The 17,250-nt window shown below is 55.3% G+C and carries 16 protein-coding genes and 1 other RNA gene; 12 read left to right on the forward strand and 5 right to left on the reverse strand.

Annotated elements, in window-relative coordinates:
• The 3 genes from HOL66_13280 to ssrA all read right to left on the reverse strand — a co-directional run bounded on the left by HOL66_13280 (window position 1) and on the right by ssrA (window position 2,550).
• Window positions 1–1,614 carry a fumarate hydratase gene (locus HOL66_13280; GenBank protein ID MBT5245204.1) on the reverse strand — a complete coding sequence of 538 codons (1,614 nt, stop codon included), beginning with the start codon at window positions 1,612–1,614 and terminating at the stop codon, window positions 1–3.
• A gap of 17 nt (window positions 1,615–1,631) precedes the next feature.
• Window positions 1,632–2,183: a hypothetical protein gene (locus tag HOL66_13285; GenBank protein MBT5245205.1), complete on the reverse strand. Its 552-nt coding sequence runs from the start codon at window positions 2,181–2,183 to the stop codon at window positions 1,632–1,634.
• A gap of 41 nt (window positions 2,184–2,224) precedes the next feature.
• Window positions 2,225–2,550, reverse strand: a transfer-messenger RNA (tmRNA) gene (gene ssrA, locus HOL66_13290).
• Window positions 2,551–2,599: 49 nt separating this feature from the next.
• On the opposite strand from ssrA, the gene HOL66_13295 reads away from it, so the two are divergent.
• Both HOL66_13295 and HOL66_13300 read left to right on the forward strand, forming a co-directional pair.
• A complete protein-coding gene (locus HOL66_13295; GenBank protein MBT5245206.1) occupies window positions 2,600–3,394 on the forward strand; it encodes a thymidylate synthase in 795 nt (264 codons plus the stop codon).
• A complete protein-coding gene (locus HOL66_13300) occupies window positions 3,394–3,882 on the forward strand; it encodes a dihydrofolate reductase (GenBank protein MBT5245207.1) in 489 nt (162 codons plus the stop codon). Before HOL66_13295 ends, HOL66_13300 begins: the two co-directional genes overlap by 1 nt.
• Here HOL66_13300 and HOL66_13305 read toward each other — a convergent pair.
• A complete protein-coding gene (locus HOL66_13305; protein ID MBT5245208.1) occupies window positions 3,879–6,209 on the reverse strand; it encodes a cadherin-like domain-containing protein in 2,331 nt (776 codons plus the stop codon). The genes HOL66_13300 and HOL66_13305 overlap by 4 nt on opposite strands.
• 201 nt (window positions 6,210–6,410) lie before the next feature.
• Here HOL66_13305 and HOL66_13310 point away from each other — a divergent pair, with 201 nt between their 5' ends.
• From HOL66_13310 to HOL66_13320, 3 genes are all read left to right on the forward strand, one after another.
• Window positions 6,411–6,662: a hypothetical protein gene (locus tag HOL66_13310; protein MBT5245209.1), complete on the forward strand. Its 252-nt coding sequence runs from the start codon at window positions 6,411–6,413 to the stop codon at window positions 6,660–6,662.
• A 94-nt stretch (window positions 6,663–6,756) separates the two neighbouring features.
• Window positions 6,757–7,473, forward strand: coding sequence for a hypothetical protein (locus HOL66_13315; GenBank protein MBT5245210.1), 717 nt, complete (start codon window positions 6,757–6,759; stop codon window positions 7,471–7,473).
• A gap of 92 nt (window positions 7,474–7,565) precedes the next feature.
• Window positions 7,566–8,084 carry a response regulator gene (locus tag HOL66_13320; GenBank protein MBT5245211.1) on the forward strand — a complete coding sequence of 173 codons (519 nt, stop codon included), beginning with the start codon at window positions 7,566–7,568 and terminating at the stop codon, window positions 8,082–8,084.
• A gap of 60 nt (window positions 8,085–8,144) precedes the next feature.
• Here HOL66_13320 and apbC read toward each other — a convergent pair whose 3' ends face one another.
• A complete protein-coding gene (gene apbC, locus HOL66_13325) occupies window positions 8,145–9,281 on the reverse strand; it encodes an iron-sulfur cluster carrier protein ApbC (protein MBT5245212.1) in 1,137 nt (378 codons plus the stop codon).
• A gap of 170 nt (window positions 9,282–9,451) precedes the next feature.
• Here apbC and hflK point away from each other — a divergent pair, with 170 nt between their 5' ends.
• The 7 genes from hflK to HOL66_13360 all read left to right on the forward strand — a co-directional run bounded on the left by hflK (window position 9,452) and on the right by HOL66_13360 (window position 17,210).
• Window positions 9,452–10,528, forward strand: a complete 1,077-nt coding sequence (gene hflK / locus HOL66_13330) for an FtsH protease activity modulator HflK (protein MBT5245213.1) — start codon at window positions 9,452–9,454, stop codon at window positions 10,526–10,528.
• Window positions 10,528–11,403, forward strand: a complete 876-nt coding sequence (locus HOL66_13335) for a protease modulator HflC (GenBank protein ID MBT5245214.1) — start codon at window positions 10,528–10,530, stop codon at window positions 11,401–11,403. Before hflK ends, HOL66_13335 begins: the two co-directional genes overlap by 1 nt.
• Before the next feature lie 47 nt (window positions 11,404–11,450).
• The gene (locus HOL66_13340; GenBank protein ID MBT5245215.1) at window positions 11,451–11,642 is read left to right on the forward strand and encodes a DUF2065 domain-containing protein; all 192 of its coding nucleotides are present in this window, start codon (window positions 11,451–11,453) and stop codon (window positions 11,640–11,642) included.
• Window positions 11,643–11,694: 52 nt separating this feature from the next.
• Complete coding sequence (locus HOL66_13345) at window positions 11,695–13,263, forward strand: DegQ family serine endoprotease (protein MBT5245216.1); 1,569 nt, start codon at window positions 11,695–11,697, stop codon at window positions 13,261–13,263.
• 76 nt (window positions 13,264–13,339) lie between these two features.
• The gene (locus HOL66_13350) at window positions 13,340–14,929 is read left to right on the forward strand and encodes a peptidase U32 (GenBank protein MBT5245217.1); all 1,590 of its coding nucleotides are present in this window, start codon (window positions 13,340–13,342) and stop codon (window positions 14,927–14,929) included.
• Between the two features lie 81 nt (window positions 14,930–15,010).
• On the forward strand, window positions 15,011–16,255 hold the full coding sequence (locus HOL66_13355) for an MFS transporter (GenBank protein MBT5245218.1): 1,245 nt from the start codon (window positions 15,011–15,013) through the stop codon (window positions 16,253–16,255).
• Between the two features lie 13 nt (window positions 16,256–16,268).
• Window positions 16,269–17,210, forward strand: a complete 942-nt coding sequence (locus tag HOL66_13360; protein MBT5245219.1) for an aldo/keto reductase — start codon at window positions 16,269–16,271, stop codon at window positions 17,208–17,210.
• The last annotated feature ends 40 nt before the right edge of the window (window positions 17,211–17,250 follow it).

Raw genomic sequence — 17,250 nt, forward strand, 5'->3', positions numbered from 1 at the left:
TTAGAAAAATTCGGCGAAGAAATCGTTGCCTTTGTCATCGACGACGATGAAGGCGGGGAAGTTTTCGACCTCGATACGCCAGATCGCTTCCATGCCCAGTTCTTCGTATTCCTGGACTTCGACTTTTTTGATGCAGTCCAGTGCCAGCCGCGCCGCCGGCCCGCCGATAGAACCAAGGTAGAACCCGCCGTGAGCCTTGCAGGCATCTGTCACCTGTTTGGAGCGGTTGCCCTTGGCCAGCATGACCATGGAGCCGCCGGCGGCCTGGAAGGGTTCGATATAGGAATCCATGCGGCCCGCCGTGGTCGGCCCGAAGGATCCCGATGCGTAGCCTTCGGGCGTTTTGGCGGGGCCCGCATAATAGACGGGATGGTCCTTGAAGTATTGGGGCAGTTCTTGGCCTTTGTCGAGACGCTCTTTCAGTTCGGCGTGGGCGATATCGCGGGCGACAATAAGCGTGCCGCTTAGGGAAAGGCGGGTCTTGACCGGGTGTTTGGATAATTCCGCCCTGACCTGATCCATGGGTTGGTTCAAGTCGATGTTGACGACGGCGTCCGAAAGTTGGCCTTCGGAAACCTCTGGCAGGTACTTGGCCGGGTCACGTTCCAGGGCTTCGATGAAAACGCCTTCCGCAGTTATTTTGCCAAGACATTGGCGGTCGGCCGAGCATGAAACACCAATTCCAACCGGGCATGAGGCACCATGACGGGGCAGCCGGATGACGCGCACGTCGTGGCAAAAATACTTGCCGCCAAATTGCGCGCCGATGCCCATGCTCTGGGTCATTTTGTGAACCGCTGCTTCCATTTCCAGATCACGGAAAGCCTGGCCGTGCTCGTTGCCAGTGGTGGGCAGGGTATCAAGATAGCGGGTCGAGGCCAGCTTGACGGTTTTCAAATTGGCCTCCGCCGAAGTGCCGCCAATAACCACAGCCAGATGATACGGCGGGCAGGCCGCCGTTCCCAGGGTGCGGATTTTCTCGTCCAGAAACGTCATCAGGCTTTCCGGGTTGAGCAGCGCCTTGGTTTGTTGAAAAAGAAACGTCTTGTTGGCCGACCCACCACCCTTGGCCATGAACAGGAATTTGTATTCCTTGCCCTCGCTGGCGTAGATGTCGATCTGGGCAGGCAGATTGTTGCCGGTATTGGTTTCAGTAAACATGTCCAGCGGCGCTACCTGGGAATAGCGCAAGTTGCTTTCGGTGAAGGTTTTCAGAACCCCTTCGCTCAATGCGGCTTCGTCACCGCCACCGGTCCATACCTGCTGGCCCTTGTAGGCCATGACAATGGCGGTGCCGGTGTCCTGGCACATGGGCAGGATACCGCCTGCCGAAATGTTGGCGTTTTTCAACAGGTCGAGGGCAACGAAACGGTCATTGTCCGATGCCTCATCGTCATCCAGGATAGTGCGCAGTTGTTGCAGATGTCCGGGCCTGAGCAGATGGGAAATATCGACCATTGCTGCCGCGCACAAAATTTTCAGGGCTTCGGTGTCAACTTTTAGAACTTGCGTTCCTTCAAAGTCGGCCAGGCTGACATGATCCGTGGTTAAAAGACGCCACGGCGTTTCGGCCTGGGCAAGCGGGAACATGGTGTGATGGTCGTAGGCGCTCATTACTTTTTCCGAGCTCATTACTTTTTCCGAAATGTGTCGAGCGCGATGACTTCGCCCATCTTGTCGTCCTCATCTTCCTCTCGGACGTCGGGGGTCTCGTCATTGTCGTCCTCGCCTGTCGGACCAGGCTGGAATGGTGTTGTCTCGGCAACGGCAAGCGCTTCAGCCGCTGCGGGTGCAGGGCTGTCTTTTGTCTCTGCGTTGTCTTCGGGCATTGCCGTTTTCAATTGCAGGACAAAATTAACAGCCGGGTCGGCAAAGGCGGTGATCGCCGAAAACGGGATGGAAAGGAAGCAGGACCGCCCGCTAAAGCTCAGGTTGACGCTGAAACCATCATCGGTAACGGTCAGGTTCTGGAATTGATGTTGCAGGACGATGGTCATTTCTTCGGGATGTTCAAGGCGCAGGTGGGTCGGAATATCGACATCGTCGCGAGCGGTTAGGAAAGTAATGAAGAAATGATGATCGCCGGGAAGCCCCTCGACGACAGTTTGCTCAAGGGCGCGTTTGATAACGTTGCGCAGGGCTTCTTCGACCCACTTCTCGTAACTGAAAAATTCGTTGTCCATTTTTAAAGTGCCGTTTGCCCGGTTGATTTTTAACCTAATCGAGTGGGGGGCTTCTGTTGCCAGGTGCCCCCCGAACCCCGTAGTAAGAGCCGTTAGGCTGCTACTGCAAATGCCTCATTATCGTTGGCATTTCTCTGATTGGCCCGATAACGGTGGGTACCATGCCGAACGAAAGCCATGCCTTTACCACGTACGTCGATCCTGTTTCGCCCCCATTGCAAACCCTTGACCCAAGGGCTTGAAAAATTTGGTGGAGGCGCCGGGCACTGCCCCCGGGTCCGCAACGATTATTCCGCATAGTGTTTATCGTTATAGTCGGTTACCCGACCCACCATATATAAGCCTAATGAAAGGCTATTGGAAGAGCCGCAGATGAGGTATTTTGGGGCAATAGAATCGGCTTGGGGAATAACCCTGTGAAACAGTATCTCGACCTGATGGCTAAAATCCGTCATCACGGAACGCTAAAGGAAGATCGCACCGGCACCGGCACCCGTAGTCTTTTCGGGGCCCAGATGCGTTTTGACCTGGCCGACGGTTTCCCGGTCCTGACCACCAAGAAACTGCACCTGAAGTCGATTATCCATGAATTGTTGTGGTTTTTAAGCGGCGACACCAACATCGCCTACCTGCAGGAAAACGGTGTTAAAATCTGGGATGAATGGGCCGACGGCGATGGTAATCTGGGCCCGGTATACGGCTATCAGTGGCGCTCGTGGCCAACCCCGGATGGCCGTATCATTGATCAGATTTCAAATCTGCTTGACCAGATCAGAAGCAATCCGGACAGTCGTCGTCTCATTGTCAGCGCCTGGAATGTTGCCGATATTGAAAACATGGCCCTGCCGCCATGCCATTGTCTGTTTCAGTTCTACGTCGCCGATGGGAAACTGTCGTGCCAGCTTTATCAGCGCAGCGCCGATTTCTTTCTGGGCGTCCCCTTCAATATCGCCTCCTACGCCTTGCTAACCATGATGATGGCCCAGGTGACGGGCCTGAAAGCGGGTGACTTCGTTCATACCTTCGGCGATGTGCATCTGTATTCCAACCACATGGAGCAGACCGATTTGCAATTGAGCCGCGAGCCTAAGGCCCTGCCGACCATGCAAATCAACCCTGACGTGACGGATATTTTTTCCTTCACCTTTGATGATTTTGATCTTCTGGGGTACGAGAGCCATCCCCATATTGCGGCCCCGGTTTCTGTCTGATGATCGTCGCCCTGGTTGCAGCACTGGGTGAAAACCGTGTTATCGGCAAAGATGGCGGGCTGCCCTGGCATATTCCCGGTGATCTTAAACTGTTCAAACAAACGACCATGGGCAAACCGATCATCATGGGCCGCAAAACCTGGGAATCCCTGGGCCGACCGCTTCCGGGGCGAACCAACATCGTGATTACCCGCAAGCCCGCTTACCGGGCCGACGGGGCCGAAGTTGCCGGAGATCTTGCTCAGGCCCTGGCCGTCGCCGGTCAACAGGAAGGCGAAGAGGTGATGGTCATTGGTGGTGCTGAAATTTACCGCCTGGCGTTGCCGAAAGCCGACCGCCTGTACCTGACGGAAGTTGCGCTCAGCCCCCAGGGGGATGCCTTTTTCCCCGATTTTGATCAGGCCGACTGGCGCGAAATATCACGCCAGCCTTTCCCGGTCGAAGAAGAAATACCGGCCTACACCCTGGTTATTTACGAGCGGACCTAATCGACTTCGCCAAAGACCACAACAACGGCGTCGGGTTCCTGAGTGACGGTGTAGCTCATTTCGCTCAGGTCCATGTTGCTGAGGGTCACTTCAACATCATGGTTGCCGAAGGTGACAACAGCATGGTCACCGTCAGGGGCGACGCTAATGTCATTTTCGGAGAATTCGTTTCCTTCGAAACGTAACGTCTCGCCCTTATGGTAATCGACGATGGTGTCCGACCCCGAATCGGTGTTGAAGACGAAAGTATCGTCGCCGCCTTCACCTTTAAGGATGTCGTCGCCGGCGCCGCCGACCAGGAAGTCCTCGCCACCGCCGCCCCTCAGTTCATCGTCACCGGCGCCGCCGAACAGCACGTCTTCGCCGCCTTCACCTTTAAGGGTATCTGCACCGGCGCCGCCGTAAAGGGTATCCTCCCCGCCGCCGCCCTTGAGGCTGTCATCGCCGCCGCCGCCATAAAGGGTATCTTCGCCGGATCCGCCTTTAAGGGTGTCGTCACCGGCTTCGGAGCCACTATAGGTGACATTGATGGTCGCCGCTGTGCTGGCGGTATCCTCGGCAGCGGACTCGGTGGCCGTCGCCTGAACATCAAGCTGGAAGCTCTCGTCGTAGCCTTTGGGCAGGTTCATGCTCAGGTCATCAAGATCGTCGCTTTGCAGTGTCCAGACACCGTCGGTTTCCATTCCAGCCGACAGGCTCGCGCCCTCTGGCAGGCCGCTGAGTGTGATCGACAGGGATTCAGAGGTGTCCGTATCAGTCAGGGCTGCAGCAATATCAAGGGCAACCGTCGCTTCGCCGGTCGCGAAACCATCACCGTAAAGGATGTCGTCACCAGCCTTGCCATCGATGGTGTCGTTGCCACCGCCGCCATACAGGACATCGTCATCTTTTGTGCCTTTGATCTTGTCGTCACCGGGCAGGATGTCGGTTCCGAACGAGACATCGGCGACTTCAAGCGTCGGCTGGTCTGCGAGCGGTGTCACATTCAGCGTTACCGTGGCGGCGTCGACGCCGCCGCGACCATCGGAAACCGTGTAGGTGAAGGTGTCGGTACCGCTAAAGTTTTGATCCGGGACATAGGTGTAGGTGCCGCTGGCGTCCAGAACGACAAAACCATGTTCGGGTGCGCCATCCGGATCGAGGGTGAACGTCAGTTCGTCCTGATCGACATCGGTCGCTGACAATTGCCCGCTCAGGGTATTGTCCTCGCCGGTTGTGCCGGTCTCGTCAAAGGCGACGGGTTCCGTGTTGATTGGCTCCGGCTCGGACTCCGGTTCCGGCTCGAGTGCTGGTTGCGTTTCTGCGACAACCGGTTCGTCACGGCGCGTTTCTGTCGGGGCTGCCGGGATGGTGGGTGTTGTGGTCGTTTCACTTGCCGCAGGCGGGACAACACTTACGGCGGGGATTGCGGTCTCGCCCGTGGCGTAATCCTCCGCCACGACCTTGATGGTCTTGTCAGGGGTTTCTGCTTCGGGTTCACCCGCGGCCGTTTCGAAATCCGCAAGGGTTTCGGCCTCGTCTATCTCACTTTCTTCGGCTGCCGGCGTCTCCCCAACCATGACGTCTTCTTCCTGAATGTCTTCGGCAAAGGTCCCTTCGGCTAATTCTTCTTCGGCCAGTTCTTCTTCGGCAAAGGCCTCGACGGCGCTTGCCTCGACGCCATAAGGGTTGGCGTCGCCAATGTCGGGGAGGTATCCCAAAGTGGCGCCGAATTGATTGAGAATTTGTCCGGTCTCAAGGATGTAAACGGCACCAGGGGCGGCATTCAACCCGGCGACCACTGTTCCCTGATGAGCAGCGTTGAGAACCTGAACGCCGTGGCCATTGCGAATAACGGCCTCGCCGACAAATCCACCTTCCTCTTCCATCATCACCACGTTAAGGGTTTCACCGTCGGCGATATCAACACCCAACTGGGTGCCGCGAATGCCGATGGTGGCGACAGGGGTGTCGATAACCATCGCCTCGGGATCGGTCTTGGCGATCTCGCCGCTGATGAAGGTAAAGATGCCTTCACCAACTGAAAGGGCAATCGACCCTTCCTGGGATGCCGGTTCGTAGACCATTTCATCCAGGGTGATACGACCGTTTTCGGCCATGGAAAATGCCGTCTGATCTGCTAACACAAGGCCAACGGCACTGTCGGAGGCCGTCATGATTTCATCTCCCTGGAAGACCGGATGTCCGACTTCCAGTTCAACGGACATGCCATCAGCCCGGAAGACGCTAACGCTGCCCTCCAGCGTATCGACGTAGCCGATCGGTTCCATACCAAAAGCGGGTGTCTGGTTATGTAAGAATTCAGTGACAGGTGCTGTGTTCGCCATTTTCTTTACCCCCGTGGCTGGTGGTTGATCTGGGGAAAAGGCCAAGGAATGTCATTTCCTCTTGCTAACCTGTATTATACACTAAATTGCCGTAAAAAGGGGGTTTTTCGTGAAACCGGTCCCATTTTTGCCGGTTAGGGAAACGCTAACCTTTGGCATGGCTTAATAAGCAGTGGATTCGCGCAATTGGAGGGCATTGCGATGAAGAGAGAAAAACTGCAGGTTGCCCAATCGGTGGAGCTGGGGCCCAAGGATGTCGCCCTTGTTTGGAGCGATGAAGGGCTGATCAATGCCTATGTTTCCGATCAGGGTTTAAGCGAGGCCCCGCCTCAGCATGTGCTGCTGGCGCTGGCGGTGATGATGTCCATGGATGACAGCGAAATTGTCGGGCGTATGTGGGATACTTTTGAAAAAATGATGGACGATGACATACAGCGACAATCAAATGCCTGAAGGGGCCGGATATTGACCTGCCGGTGGCTAGCCTTTAAATGGTTGTATCGCGCATAGATAAAGCGTCAAAAAAATCACCTGGGGGGGTGGCAGCTTGAGTGGTCCTGTAAAATATCTTTTTTCTGCAGAACGCAAAATGATGGAACTGCGCGGCGAGGTCGTTCCTGAAAATTCCCCGCTTGCGACGGCCCCTGCTGCGTCCGCTGATCTTTCCCAGTTGCTGGCTGAAATCAGGGAACTGAAGGGCTTGATGAATGGCGGCGCAGCCAAGCACGAAGCCCAGGGCGAGCAGCCTGAAATCGCGGTGCTTCGTGAGCATCTGGTAGATCTTCGCAATCATATTGATGATACGAAAAAGGAAATCGCCTCGATCCGCCAGCCCGGTCAGGACGACGACCGCCTGACCAGCGCCGCCACGGAACTGGACGCCATTGTCGCGGAGACAGAAAAGGCGACCAACGAGATTCTCAATGCTTCCGAAGAAATTGGCGATCTTCTTGATAAACTGAAAGAACGCTCCGATGATCTGGGCGCCCATTCCATGATTGATGACGCCATGGGTAAAACCATTAACATCATGGAAGCCTGCAATTTTCAGGATCTCAGCGGTCAGCGCACGACGAAAGTCGTTAAAACCATTCAATATCTGGAAGAACGCATCCTCTCGATGATCGATATCTGGGGCGAAGAAGGCTTCAATGGTATCGAGGTCGATAATGAAGCCCTCGAAGGTGACGCCGCTCTGCTTAATGGCCCGCAAGATCAAGAAACCGCCATTGATCAGTCCGATATCGATGCTTTATTTGATTAAAATATAGCGTTCACAGTCAGTCAGCAAAAAAAGAGAATTTTTTTGCAACTTTTTATTGTAATTTTTTAGCCGCAACACCACGTGTAGTGACGATGGGGCAGAAAATACTAATTGTTGATGATGATATCGCGTTGCGCCAATACACGGCGCAACTCTTGATTGGGTGCGGCTATACAGTCAGCCAGCTGGGCGACGCCGACAATCTTGTCAACGAGGCGCGTCGGGAAGAGGTCGATTTAATCCTGCTCGATTTTCATCTTCCTGGTGTCGACGGGTTGATGGCGCTTCGTCAACTCAGAAGCAAACTGCTGACATTGCCGGTTATCGTGATGACTGCCGATACCAATCCGCAAGTGATTTTGCAGTGTTTTCGCGCTGGTGCTGATGACTTTATCGGCAAGCCCTTTGACGAAGTTTATCTTTCCGTTATTGTCGAGCGCACCCTTGATAGGGCCTCACTCAGCCTTAAAAATTCCGTCTTCCGCCTGTTGAAGTACGCAAGGCACATAGACGAATGCGAACAAAGCCCGGCAAAAGAGTGCATTTGCGGCCTGGAGGAAACCATCTGGGAGGCAACCCAGGCTACCCGCAGAGAAAAAGACATTAAATAAAAAACGACAACCCCGGAATTCAGGGTTGCCGCCTTTTTGAAACGCTTTTGGGCTCAGTCTTTACTGAACAACGATGCGTGGTGCTTCCGCTTCACCTTTTTCCAGCGCTTTGACGGTTTTACTCCAGACGTCCGCGGCAATGGCCCGGTACGCCTTGGCGTGTTCGCTGTCGGGTTGGGAAATGACAATCGGGTTACCGCTGTCCGATGTTTCACGGATATCGATGGCCAGGGGTATTTCGCCAAGGAAATCAGTGCTCAGTATTTCGGCTTCCGCCCTGGCTCCGCCATGGCTGAAAATGTCAGAACGCTCGCCACAGTGCGGGCAGGCGAAGTAGCTCATGTTTTCGATCACGCCGAAGACCGGAACATCGACTTTGCGAAACATGTTCAGGCCGCGTCTGGCGTCGGCAAGGGCAATATCCTGCGGGGTTGAAACGATAACCGCGCCGGTCAACGGAACCTGCTGGGCCATGGTCAACTGCACATCACCGGTGCCCGGCGGCATATCGACGACGAGAATATCAAGATCGCCCCAGTTGATGTCACGCATCATCTGTTGCAACGCCGTCTGGGCCATCGGTCCGCGCCAGATAACCGGGGTTTCTTCTTCAATCAAAAAGCCCATGGACATACATTTGATGCCGTGACCTTGCATGGGGTCGAGAGTTTTGCCATCGCTCGATGACGGCTCGCCCTGAACGCCCAGCATACGGGGGATTGAAGGACCGTAGATATCGGCGTCCAGAATGCCAACACTGTGGCCATCGGCGGCAAGCGCCAGCGCCAGATTGACTGATGTCGTCGATTTGCCGACCCCGCCCTTGCCCGAAGCAACGGCGACGATGGCTTTGACGCCGGGCATCATGATGGCGTCAGGACCGGTGCCAGCCGGATGGTGTTCGTGCGGGGCTTGCGGTTGCGGTTGGGGCTGGGTATTTCCGCCACCTTGTCCCGCTTCGGCGGTCAGGACGACAGTCGCCGACAGCACCCCGTCAAGGGCGTGAACAATCTTCTCGGCCTCCTTGCGCAGGGGCTCCATCTGGGCGCCCCGGGCCGGATCAACTTCAATGGCGAAAGCGACGTGACCGTCCTTGATTTGCAACCCACTAACCATTTTTTGGCTGACAATATCATTCTCGCCATCCTTGACCGCCCCCAGGGCGTCGAGAATAAGTTCTTCATTAATCGCCGACATACTTGAAATCTCCAAAATTTAAACCGATATCCTTCTCGTGCGCTGTCGCTGCAACGTTGCGCCGCCGCACTGGCTGTCCTATAAGGCAGTCAATAATTGCACTAGAAGTAACATTAGAATTACAAAATACAAGTCTGGCTTCGGACTTATTTTAAAAGGACCCTAGATTAATGGCATGGAATCAACAAGGCGGCGGCGGCGGTGGACAAGGCCCTTGGGGTCGTGGCCCCGGAACGCCCCCTCCCGACATTGAAGAACTGTTGCGCCGTTCACAAGACAAGTTCAAGAATCTCATTCCGGGTGGTTTCGGTTCATCGCGTGGTTTTATCCTGATTTTGCTGGGTGTGATCGCGATTTGGCTGTTCAGCGGTTTTTACCGGGTCCAGCCCGGCGAGCAGGGTGTTGAACTGTTGTTTGGCAAGTTCGTCAAAGTAACTGCACCCGGACTTAATTACTGGGCCCCGGCGCCGCTGGGACAGGTTTTCAAACCCAATGTCGAACATACCAACCAGATTACCATCGGCTACCGCACCAGCAGTGACGGCAGGAGCACAGGCGTCCGCGATGTGCCCCAGGAAAGTTTGATGCTGACCGGCGATCAGAATATCATTGATGTGGATTTCGTCGTTCAATGGCGTATCAAGAATGCCGCCAATTTCCTGTTTAATATTCGCAACCCTGAAGCGACTGTCAAAATCTCCGCTGAAAGCGCGATCCGTGAAGTGATCGGGCAAACCACTCTTGAAGATGCGTTGACCATCAAGCGTGGCGATGTTGAAGCACAGACAAAGGAATTGTTGCAGTCGATCCTCGACAGTTACGGGGCCGGCGTCTTTATCGTTGAGGTCAAGCAGCAGAAGGTTGATCCGCCATCCGAAGTGATTGACGCCTTCAATGACGTTCAGCGCGCCAAGCAGGATCAGGAACGCAGCGTCAACGAGGCCGACGCCTATCGTAATGGTATCGTGCCAAAGGCCAAGGGTGAAGCCGCCCGCCTGATACAGGATGCCCTGGCTTATAAGGAAAAAATTACCAGAGAGGCCGAAGGTGAGGCCGAACGTTTCCTGTCGGTCTACGAAGCCTATAAGTCTGGCAAGGAAGTGACCATTGAACGCTTGTACATCGAGCGTATGCAGGAAGTTCTGCAAAATTCAAACAAGGTCATTATCGATAATGAAGGTGGTTCTGGCGTCGTCCCCTACCTGCCGTTGCCTGAATTGCAAAAGAAAAACGCGGGGTCAAACTGATGAATAAGCTCTTTCTCGCCATCCTTGGCGTTGTCATCGTTGTCGGCGGCGTTGTCGCCTATGGCTCCCTGTTCACGGTCCATCAGGCAAGCCAGGCGCTGGTTCTGCAATTTGGTAACCCGATTCGTGTTGAACGCGACCCGGGCCTGAAATTCAAGGTGCCGTTCCTGCAAAACGTCGAATATTTCGACCGCCGTATCCTGGATCTTGATCCTAACCCGCAGGAAGTCATCCTGAAGGATCAGAAACGTGTCAATGTCGACAGCTTTGCCCGTTATCGCATCGTTGATCCGTTGGAGTTTCGCAAAAAAGTTTCAACCGATATTGAATTCCGCGCTGTTTTCGGCGGTCGTCTGAATTCTGCAGTACGTGCTGAAGTCGGTAAAGTTCTGCTCGGCGACATGTTGACGGCCAAGCGGGCCGAGGTCATGCACCTGATCAGTGAACAGTTGAAATCCCAGGGTGCGGATTTCGGTGTCGAGGTCATCGACGTTCGTATCGGTCGTACTGATTTGCCCGATACCACTTCACAGGCGGTGTATACCAGAATGCGCTCATCGCGTGTCGCCCAGGCCGCCGAACTGCGTGCCAAGGGTGAAGAGCAGAAGGCAAAAATTCAGGCTGGTGCCGACCGTGAACGCACGGTCATTCTGGCCAATGCCCAGAAAGAAGCTGAAATCGCCCGCGGTCAGGGTGAAGGGGCTCGGACGACGATTCTCAATAGCGCCTTTGGCCGTGACCCTGGGTTCTTCGGCTTTTACCGGACCATGGAAGCTTATGGAAAAGCCTTTGACAGCGACACCTCGCTGGTGCTTTCGCCAAACAGTGATTTCATGCGCTTCTTCGGCGCGGCTTCCGGTGACAAGCAGAGATGATCCTGTCTTCCAATCGATGGCGAGCAGGTCAGGCAGTGTTGTAAGTCATGCACTGGTCTGACCTGTTTGCCGCTTTCGGTCTGGCGTTGGTATTTGAAGGGGCGTCATACGCCCTGTTTCCCGACGCCATGCGGCGGATGATGGCGCAAGTTCTGGAACTGGGAACCTCGAACCTGCGTTTTGTCGGGCTTGCGGCTGCTGTTTTAGGGGTTGGTATCGTTTGGCTGGTCAGAAATTAATACCATAAAATCGTACTTTAATCGCCATAGTGTGACCACATTGTTTGTCACAATGGGCAACCTGAAACAGCTAACATGCCCCCGGACACCGCTTAAGGAGAACACCACCGTGAACAATAAATCAGTGACCAGACAATCGATCATTCCTGTGCAGTGGCAGATATCTGCCCTGGCTTTGCTGGCGATGATGTTCATGGCGGTCTCAAGTCCGGCTCATGCCCGCTCAGCACCGGACAGTTTTGCGGATATGGCTGAAAAATTACTCCCCGCCGTGGTTAATATTTCCACCACCCAGGTGATAGAGGGTCGCAGCAACCCGCAAATGCCACAATTGCCGCCGGGTTCGCCGTTTGAAGAATTTTTCAAGGAATTTCTCGAGCGTAACCAGCAGCAAAACCCCAACCGCCGCCAACGCAAGGCGACATCGCTGGGTTCCGGGTTCATCATTGATACCAAAAAGAATGGCGACGCATACGTGATTACCAATAATCACGTCATTGCCGACGCCGACGAAATTACCGTCATTCTGCATGACAATGACCGCCTGAAGGCGGAACTGATTGGCCGTGACGCGAAAACCGATCTGGCGGTTCTGAAAATCAAGTCGACCAAAAAAATGGCCTCCGTCGGTTTTGGAAATTCCGACGATGCCAGGGTTGGCGACTGGGTTGTCGCCATCGGCAATCCGTTTGGCCTTGGCGGTACTGTTACCGCCGGCATTATTTCGGCCCGTGGTCGCGATATCCAGTCCGGCCCCTATGACAACTTCATTCAGACCGATGCCTCCATCAACCGGGGGAATTCCGGTGGCCCGCTTTTCAATATGGATGGCAAGGTCATTGGCATCAATTCGGCAATCTATTCGCCTTCCGGCGGCAGCGTTGGTATCGGCTTTGCCATTCCCAGTTCCGGGGCCCAGCCGATTATCAATCAGTTGATCAACCACGGCGAAGTCCGGCGTGGCTGGCTTGGCGTCCATATTCAGGGCGTCACCGAGGAAATTGCTGAAACCCTTGGCCTGAAGAAGGCCGAAGGGGCGCTGGTCGCCAGCCTGATCAAGGGCGGCCCTGCGGAAAAATCCAACCTCAAGGCGGGCGATGTCATTCTTGAATTCGACGGCAAGCCGGTGCCGCAAATGCGCAAACTGCCGCGTATCGTCGCCGAAACCGAAGTCGACAAACCGGTTAAAGTGGTTGTTTGGCGTGACGGCAAGAAAATAACCGTCAAGGTGACTGTCGGCAGGCTCGATGAAACCGAAATGGCCGAAGCAGGTCCAGACGGTAGCAAAGATAATGACGACGCCGCTGGCGGCGACAAGATGGTCGATCCGCTGGGCCTGACCCTGGCTGAACTGACCCCGGCCCTGCGCGAGAAGTTCAAACTGGACGAGGAAGCCCGCGGCGTCATCGTTACCGAAGTCGCCGACGACGGTGTCGCCTTCGAGAAAGGTGTCCGCCCCGGCGACTTGATTGTCGAAGTCAGTCAGGAAGAAGTGACGTCGCCCGATCAGGTTATTGGCAAAATTGATGAAGCGCGCAAGGAAGGCAACAAGCGTATCCTGCTGCTCATTGAAGGCCAGTCGGGCTTGCGTTTTGTCGCCCTCAGCATTGAAAAGGAATAAGCTCTAAAGCCTTTTTAAAGTCTCTCTGAAACGGCCCTGCCTTGTGCGGGGCCGTTTTTGCGTTTAGTTATGCAAAATGACAACAACAAACGGACCACACCGCGCCGAACTGCTGATGCCTGCAGGTTCGCTCTCGAAGCTGAAAACGGCGATCCTTTATGGCGCCGACGCGGTTTACGCGGGAACCCCTGACCTGTCCTTGCGCACCCAGTCGGCTTTCACGCTTGAGGAACTGACCGAAGGGGTGCGCTTCGCCCATTCTCATGGCAAGCGTATCTACCTGACCCTTAATCTGTTTACCCATAATCGGGATATCGAAAAATTACCGAAGTTCGTCGAAACCGTTCGTAAAGTCGGTCCCGACGGGTTGATCGTGTCGGACCCGGGCGTCTTTCATTATTTGAAGGAAAACGCCCCGGAACTGGAATTGCATGTTTCGACCCAGGCCAACGCCTGTTCATGGCTGACCGTCAAAAGTTGGCAGGCCCAGGGGGCTTCGTTGTGTGTGATGGCCCGTGAGGTGAGCTTTGCCGAACTGGTAGAAATTCGCGAGAAATGCCCGGACATCAAGCTCGAGGCCTTTGTCCACGGGGCCATGTGCATGACCTATTCCGGGCGCTGCTTGCTGTCCAATTTCCTCGCCGAACGCGGCGCCAATCAGGGCAACTGCGCGCAAAGTTGTCGCTGGAACTATAAAGTTCTGGCCCGCACCAAGGACGGACTCGATGTCGAAATCACACCGGACAACAAAGACGATTATGACTTCTTTCTGGAAGAGCAATACCGGCCCGGCGAACTGATGAAGATCGAAGAGGACGAGCGCGGTTCCTACATCATGAACGCCAAGGATTTGTGCCTGATGCCAAAGCTGGATGATTATCTGGCGCTCGGCATCGACTCACTTAAAATCGAAGGCCGCAACAAAAGCGAATACTACGCCGCCATGACGGCCAGGGCCTATCGGCACGCCATCGACGCCTGGTACGCCGACCCCAAAAGCTGGAAGCCCGACGTCTATCTTCGCGAGCTCTACACCCTGCAAAGCCGCGGTTACTCTCTGGGCTTTCATGAAGGACGCCTGACAAATCTTGCCCATAACTATGATCGCACCGATACGGTCGGCGGTTGGCTTTACGCCGGGGCGATCACCCAGTGGGACGGCGATGATATGATTTTCCTGATCCGCAATCCGCTGCGCGCCGGTTGCGTGCTTGAATTATTAAGCCCCGGTCGCATGGAACCGGTGCGCCTGCGTCTCTATGAATTTGAAAACGCCAAAACCGGTGAAGTCACCGAAAAGGTTGCGCCGGGGCAGGGGCGCTCGGTCCGCATTTCAGCCACTGTCTTCCATAACGAAGAGCAGGATGATTTAAAGACATTGCTGCCGGTCATGAGTGTTGCGCGCATGGAAACCGAACTGTCCGAAGACCGGCAGACGCTGCTCGAAGGTAACTTGATCAGTCTGGATATGGAAAGCGGCCTGCGCGACAACTCTGATGCACGCCCAACCGTCAAGGGCAAGGCCCACGCGGGCAAGGCCCCGACCCTGGGCCTGGATAGTTGCTGCGGGCTGGGTTGTAACGGTTGCCTGATGTTCTGGAACGACCCCAAATACGCCAAGGCCCGCGAAACCCTGAAAACCCGCAAAATCGGCGAGATGCTCTGACCTCTTTCAAGAGGCGGAAATTAGCGGCTATGATCGGGTTCCATACAGGGAGGATTTCCATTGGGCGCATGGCTTGAACGACTGTTGGAGCGAGCCGCGGATGTCCGCAGGGCAGAGGTCCGCGCCCTGCTGCTGGCCTTTGCCTATTTCTTTTGTCTGCTCACCGCCTATTACCTGCTAAGGCCTGTGCGTGATGAAATGGGGATCGCCGGTGGGGTTCGGCAATTACAGTGGTTGTTTACCGGCACTTTCGTCGTCATGCTGCTGGCCGTGCCGTTGTTTGGTGCTTTGGTCGCGAAGGTTCCCCGGCGGCGTTTCCTGCCAGCCGTGTATGGGTTTTTCATCGCCAATCTGTTGATTTTCTATGTCCTGTTCGGCGAACCTGATATCCGGGTTTATGTGGGCCGCGCCTTTTTTATCTGGGTCAGCGTCTTCAACCTGTTTGTTATTTCCGTGTTCTGGAGCTTTATGGCTGATCTGTTCAGCAATGAGCAGGGCAAGCGGCTGTTCGGTTTTATCGCCGCCGGGGGTTCCCTGGGCGCGATCACCGGCCCCACCATCGCCGCCGAAATTGCGGTCCCGTTCGGGCCTGACAATCTGTTGTTGATCTCGTCGTTGTTTTTAATGCTGGCGGTGGCATGCATTCGCGCCCTTCTGAAAACAACGCCGCAGGAAATGCCGGACCAGCAAGCCCCCATCGGCGGCGGCATTCTGTCCGGCGCGTCGGCGGTTTTTAAATCGCCGTATCTGCTCGGCATCTGTCTGTATCTGTTTCTCTATACCGCCAGTTCGACGTTTTTGTATTTTCTGCAAGCCGATATCGTCTCGGCGGCCTCAAGCGATCCGTCGGAACGGGTGCGCATATTCGCCCGTATCGATCAGGCGGTCGGTCTGGCGACGATCCTCATCCAGTGCTTCATCACTGGCCGTTTCATGCGCTGGTTCGGGGTCGGGCTGGCGGCGGCCTTGCTGCCGGTTGTCACTATTGCCGGGTTTGCGGCGTTGGCGGTGGCTCCGGGTGTGTTGATGGTGACCGGCATCCAGACTCTGCGCCGGGCCGTTAATTTCGGTATTTCCCGTCCGGCTCGCGAAGTCCTGTTTACTGTCCTGAGCCGTGAACAAAAGTACAAATCGAAGAATTTTATCGATACCGTTATTTACCGGGGCGGCGACGCCATCAGTGGTTGGGCGATCCGGTTTTTAGGGTTAGAGGGCGGTTTGATCGCCTTGGTCGCGGCCCCCGCCGCCCTTTTGTGGATTGTGGTTGCCATGATGCTCGGTAAAAATCAGGACAGGATGGCCAGCCAGCCTTCCGCTGCTGAATAAAAGGAGAATCCGCATGAAACTGACGCGTAAAGAATTTTTGAAACTCTCCGCAAGTGCAGGGGCTGCTCTGGCCATGGGGGCCATGGGGGCCATGGGGTCGACAGACCCCGCGAACGCCGCCCAACCTATGGCGCGGCGCGCCATTCCCAAAAGCGGCGAGATGCTGCCCGTTGTTGGTCTTGGCACGTCCCGTGTCTTTGATGTTGCGGGCGAGCCTGAAGAGATGGCCGAGCGCCGTAAGGTTATGCAAACGCTTTTTGACGGCGGTGGCAGTGTGATCGATTCGGCACCCACCTATGGCAATTCAGAAACCATTGCCGGTCGCCTGCTCGATCAGATGGGGGCCCGTGATAAAACGTTCATCGCCACCAAGATCAGCACCTGGGGGGATCGGGAAGACGGCCTTAATCAGATGAAGGGCTCGATGGGGCGTTGGCATACCGGCAAAATCGATCTGATGCAGGTCCATAACCTAAAGGGTACGGACATGCATCTTGAAAGCATACGACAGTGGCGTGACGCCGGGCGCATTCGCTATGTCGGCATCACCCATTATCGTGATGACTCTCATGAAGACCTTGAAATGGTGTTGCAGTCGGAAGTTCTGGATTTCGTCCAGCTCAATTACTCGGTCCTTAACCGCAATGCTGAAAAAATTCTGCTGCCGTTGGCAGCCGAGAAGGGGGTCGCGGTACTGGTCAATGTACCATTCGGGCGGGGCGGATTGTTCAGGATGGTCCGTGGAAAAGAAATACCTGACTGGGCAGCGGAATTCGGGGCTTCGAGCTGGGGACAGATTTTCCTGAAATACATTTTGGCAAACCCGGCGGTGACCTGCGTCATCCCCGGCACCAGTAAGGCAAAGCATATGATCGATAACGTCGGGGCCGGTCAGGGGCTTTTGCCGGACGCAAGGCAACGCCGGAAAATCCTCGATTTAATGGAAAATCTTTAACCGGGTTTTTCGCTTGGGCAGCCCTGCCCCTTGCGCGGCC

Source organism: Rhodospirillaceae bacterium, assembly GCA_018662005.1.
Taxonomy (GTDB): domain Bacteria; phylum Pseudomonadota; class Alphaproteobacteria; order Rhodospirillales; family JABHCV01; genus JACNJU01.

What these genes read in the sequence shown, in the direction of transcription:
- HOL66_13280 (MBT5245204.1), bottom strand. Translation starts at nt 1,614, where the DNA reads ATGAGCGCCTACGACCATCACACCATGTTCCCGCTTGCCCAGGCCGAA.
- HOL66_13285 (MBT5245205.1), bottom strand. Translation starts at nt 2,183, where the DNA reads ATGGACAACGAATTTTTCAGTTACGAGAAGTGGGTCGAAGAAGCCCTG.
- HOL66_13300 (MBT5245207.1), top strand. Translation starts at nt 3,394, where the DNA reads ATGATCGTCGCCCTGGTTGCAGCACTGGGTGAAAACCGTGTTATCGGC.
- HOL66_13305 (MBT5245208.1), bottom strand. Translation starts at nt 6,209, where the DNA reads ATGGCGAACACAGCACCTGTCACTGAATTCTTACATAACCAGACACCC.
- HOL66_13310 (MBT5245209.1), top strand. Translation starts at nt 6,411, where the DNA reads ATGAAGAGAGAAAAACTGCAGGTTGCCCAATCGGTGGAGCTGGGGCCC.
- HOL66_13320 (MBT5245211.1), top strand. Translation starts at nt 7,566, where the DNA reads ATGGGGCAGAAAATACTAATTGTTGATGATGATATCGCGTTGCGCCAA.
- apbC (MBT5245212.1), bottom strand. Translation starts at nt 9,281, where the DNA reads ATGTCGGCGATTAATGAAGAACTTATTCTCGACGCCCTGGGGGCGGTC.
- hflK (MBT5245213.1), top strand. Translation starts at nt 9,452, where the DNA reads ATGGCATGGAATCAACAAGGCGGCGGCGGCGGTGGACAAGGCCCTTGG.
- HOL66_13335 (MBT5245214.1), top strand. Translation starts at nt 10,528, where the DNA reads ATGAATAAGCTCTTTCTCGCCATCCTTGGCGTTGTCATCGTTGTCGGC.
- HOL66_13340 (MBT5245215.1), top strand. Translation starts at nt 11,451, where the DNA reads ATGCACTGGTCTGACCTGTTTGCCGCTTTCGGTCTGGCGTTGGTATTT.
- HOL66_13345 (MBT5245216.1), top strand. Translation starts at nt 11,695, where the DNA reads ATGGGCAACCTGAAACAGCTAACATGCCCCCGGACACCGCTTAAGGAG.
- HOL66_13350 (MBT5245217.1), top strand. Translation starts at nt 13,340, where the DNA reads ATGACAACAACAAACGGACCACACCGCGCCGAACTGCTGATGCCTGCA.
- HOL66_13360 (MBT5245219.1), top strand. Translation starts at nt 16,269, where the DNA reads ATGAAACTGACGCGTAAAGAATTTTTGAAACTCTCCGCAAGTGCAGGG.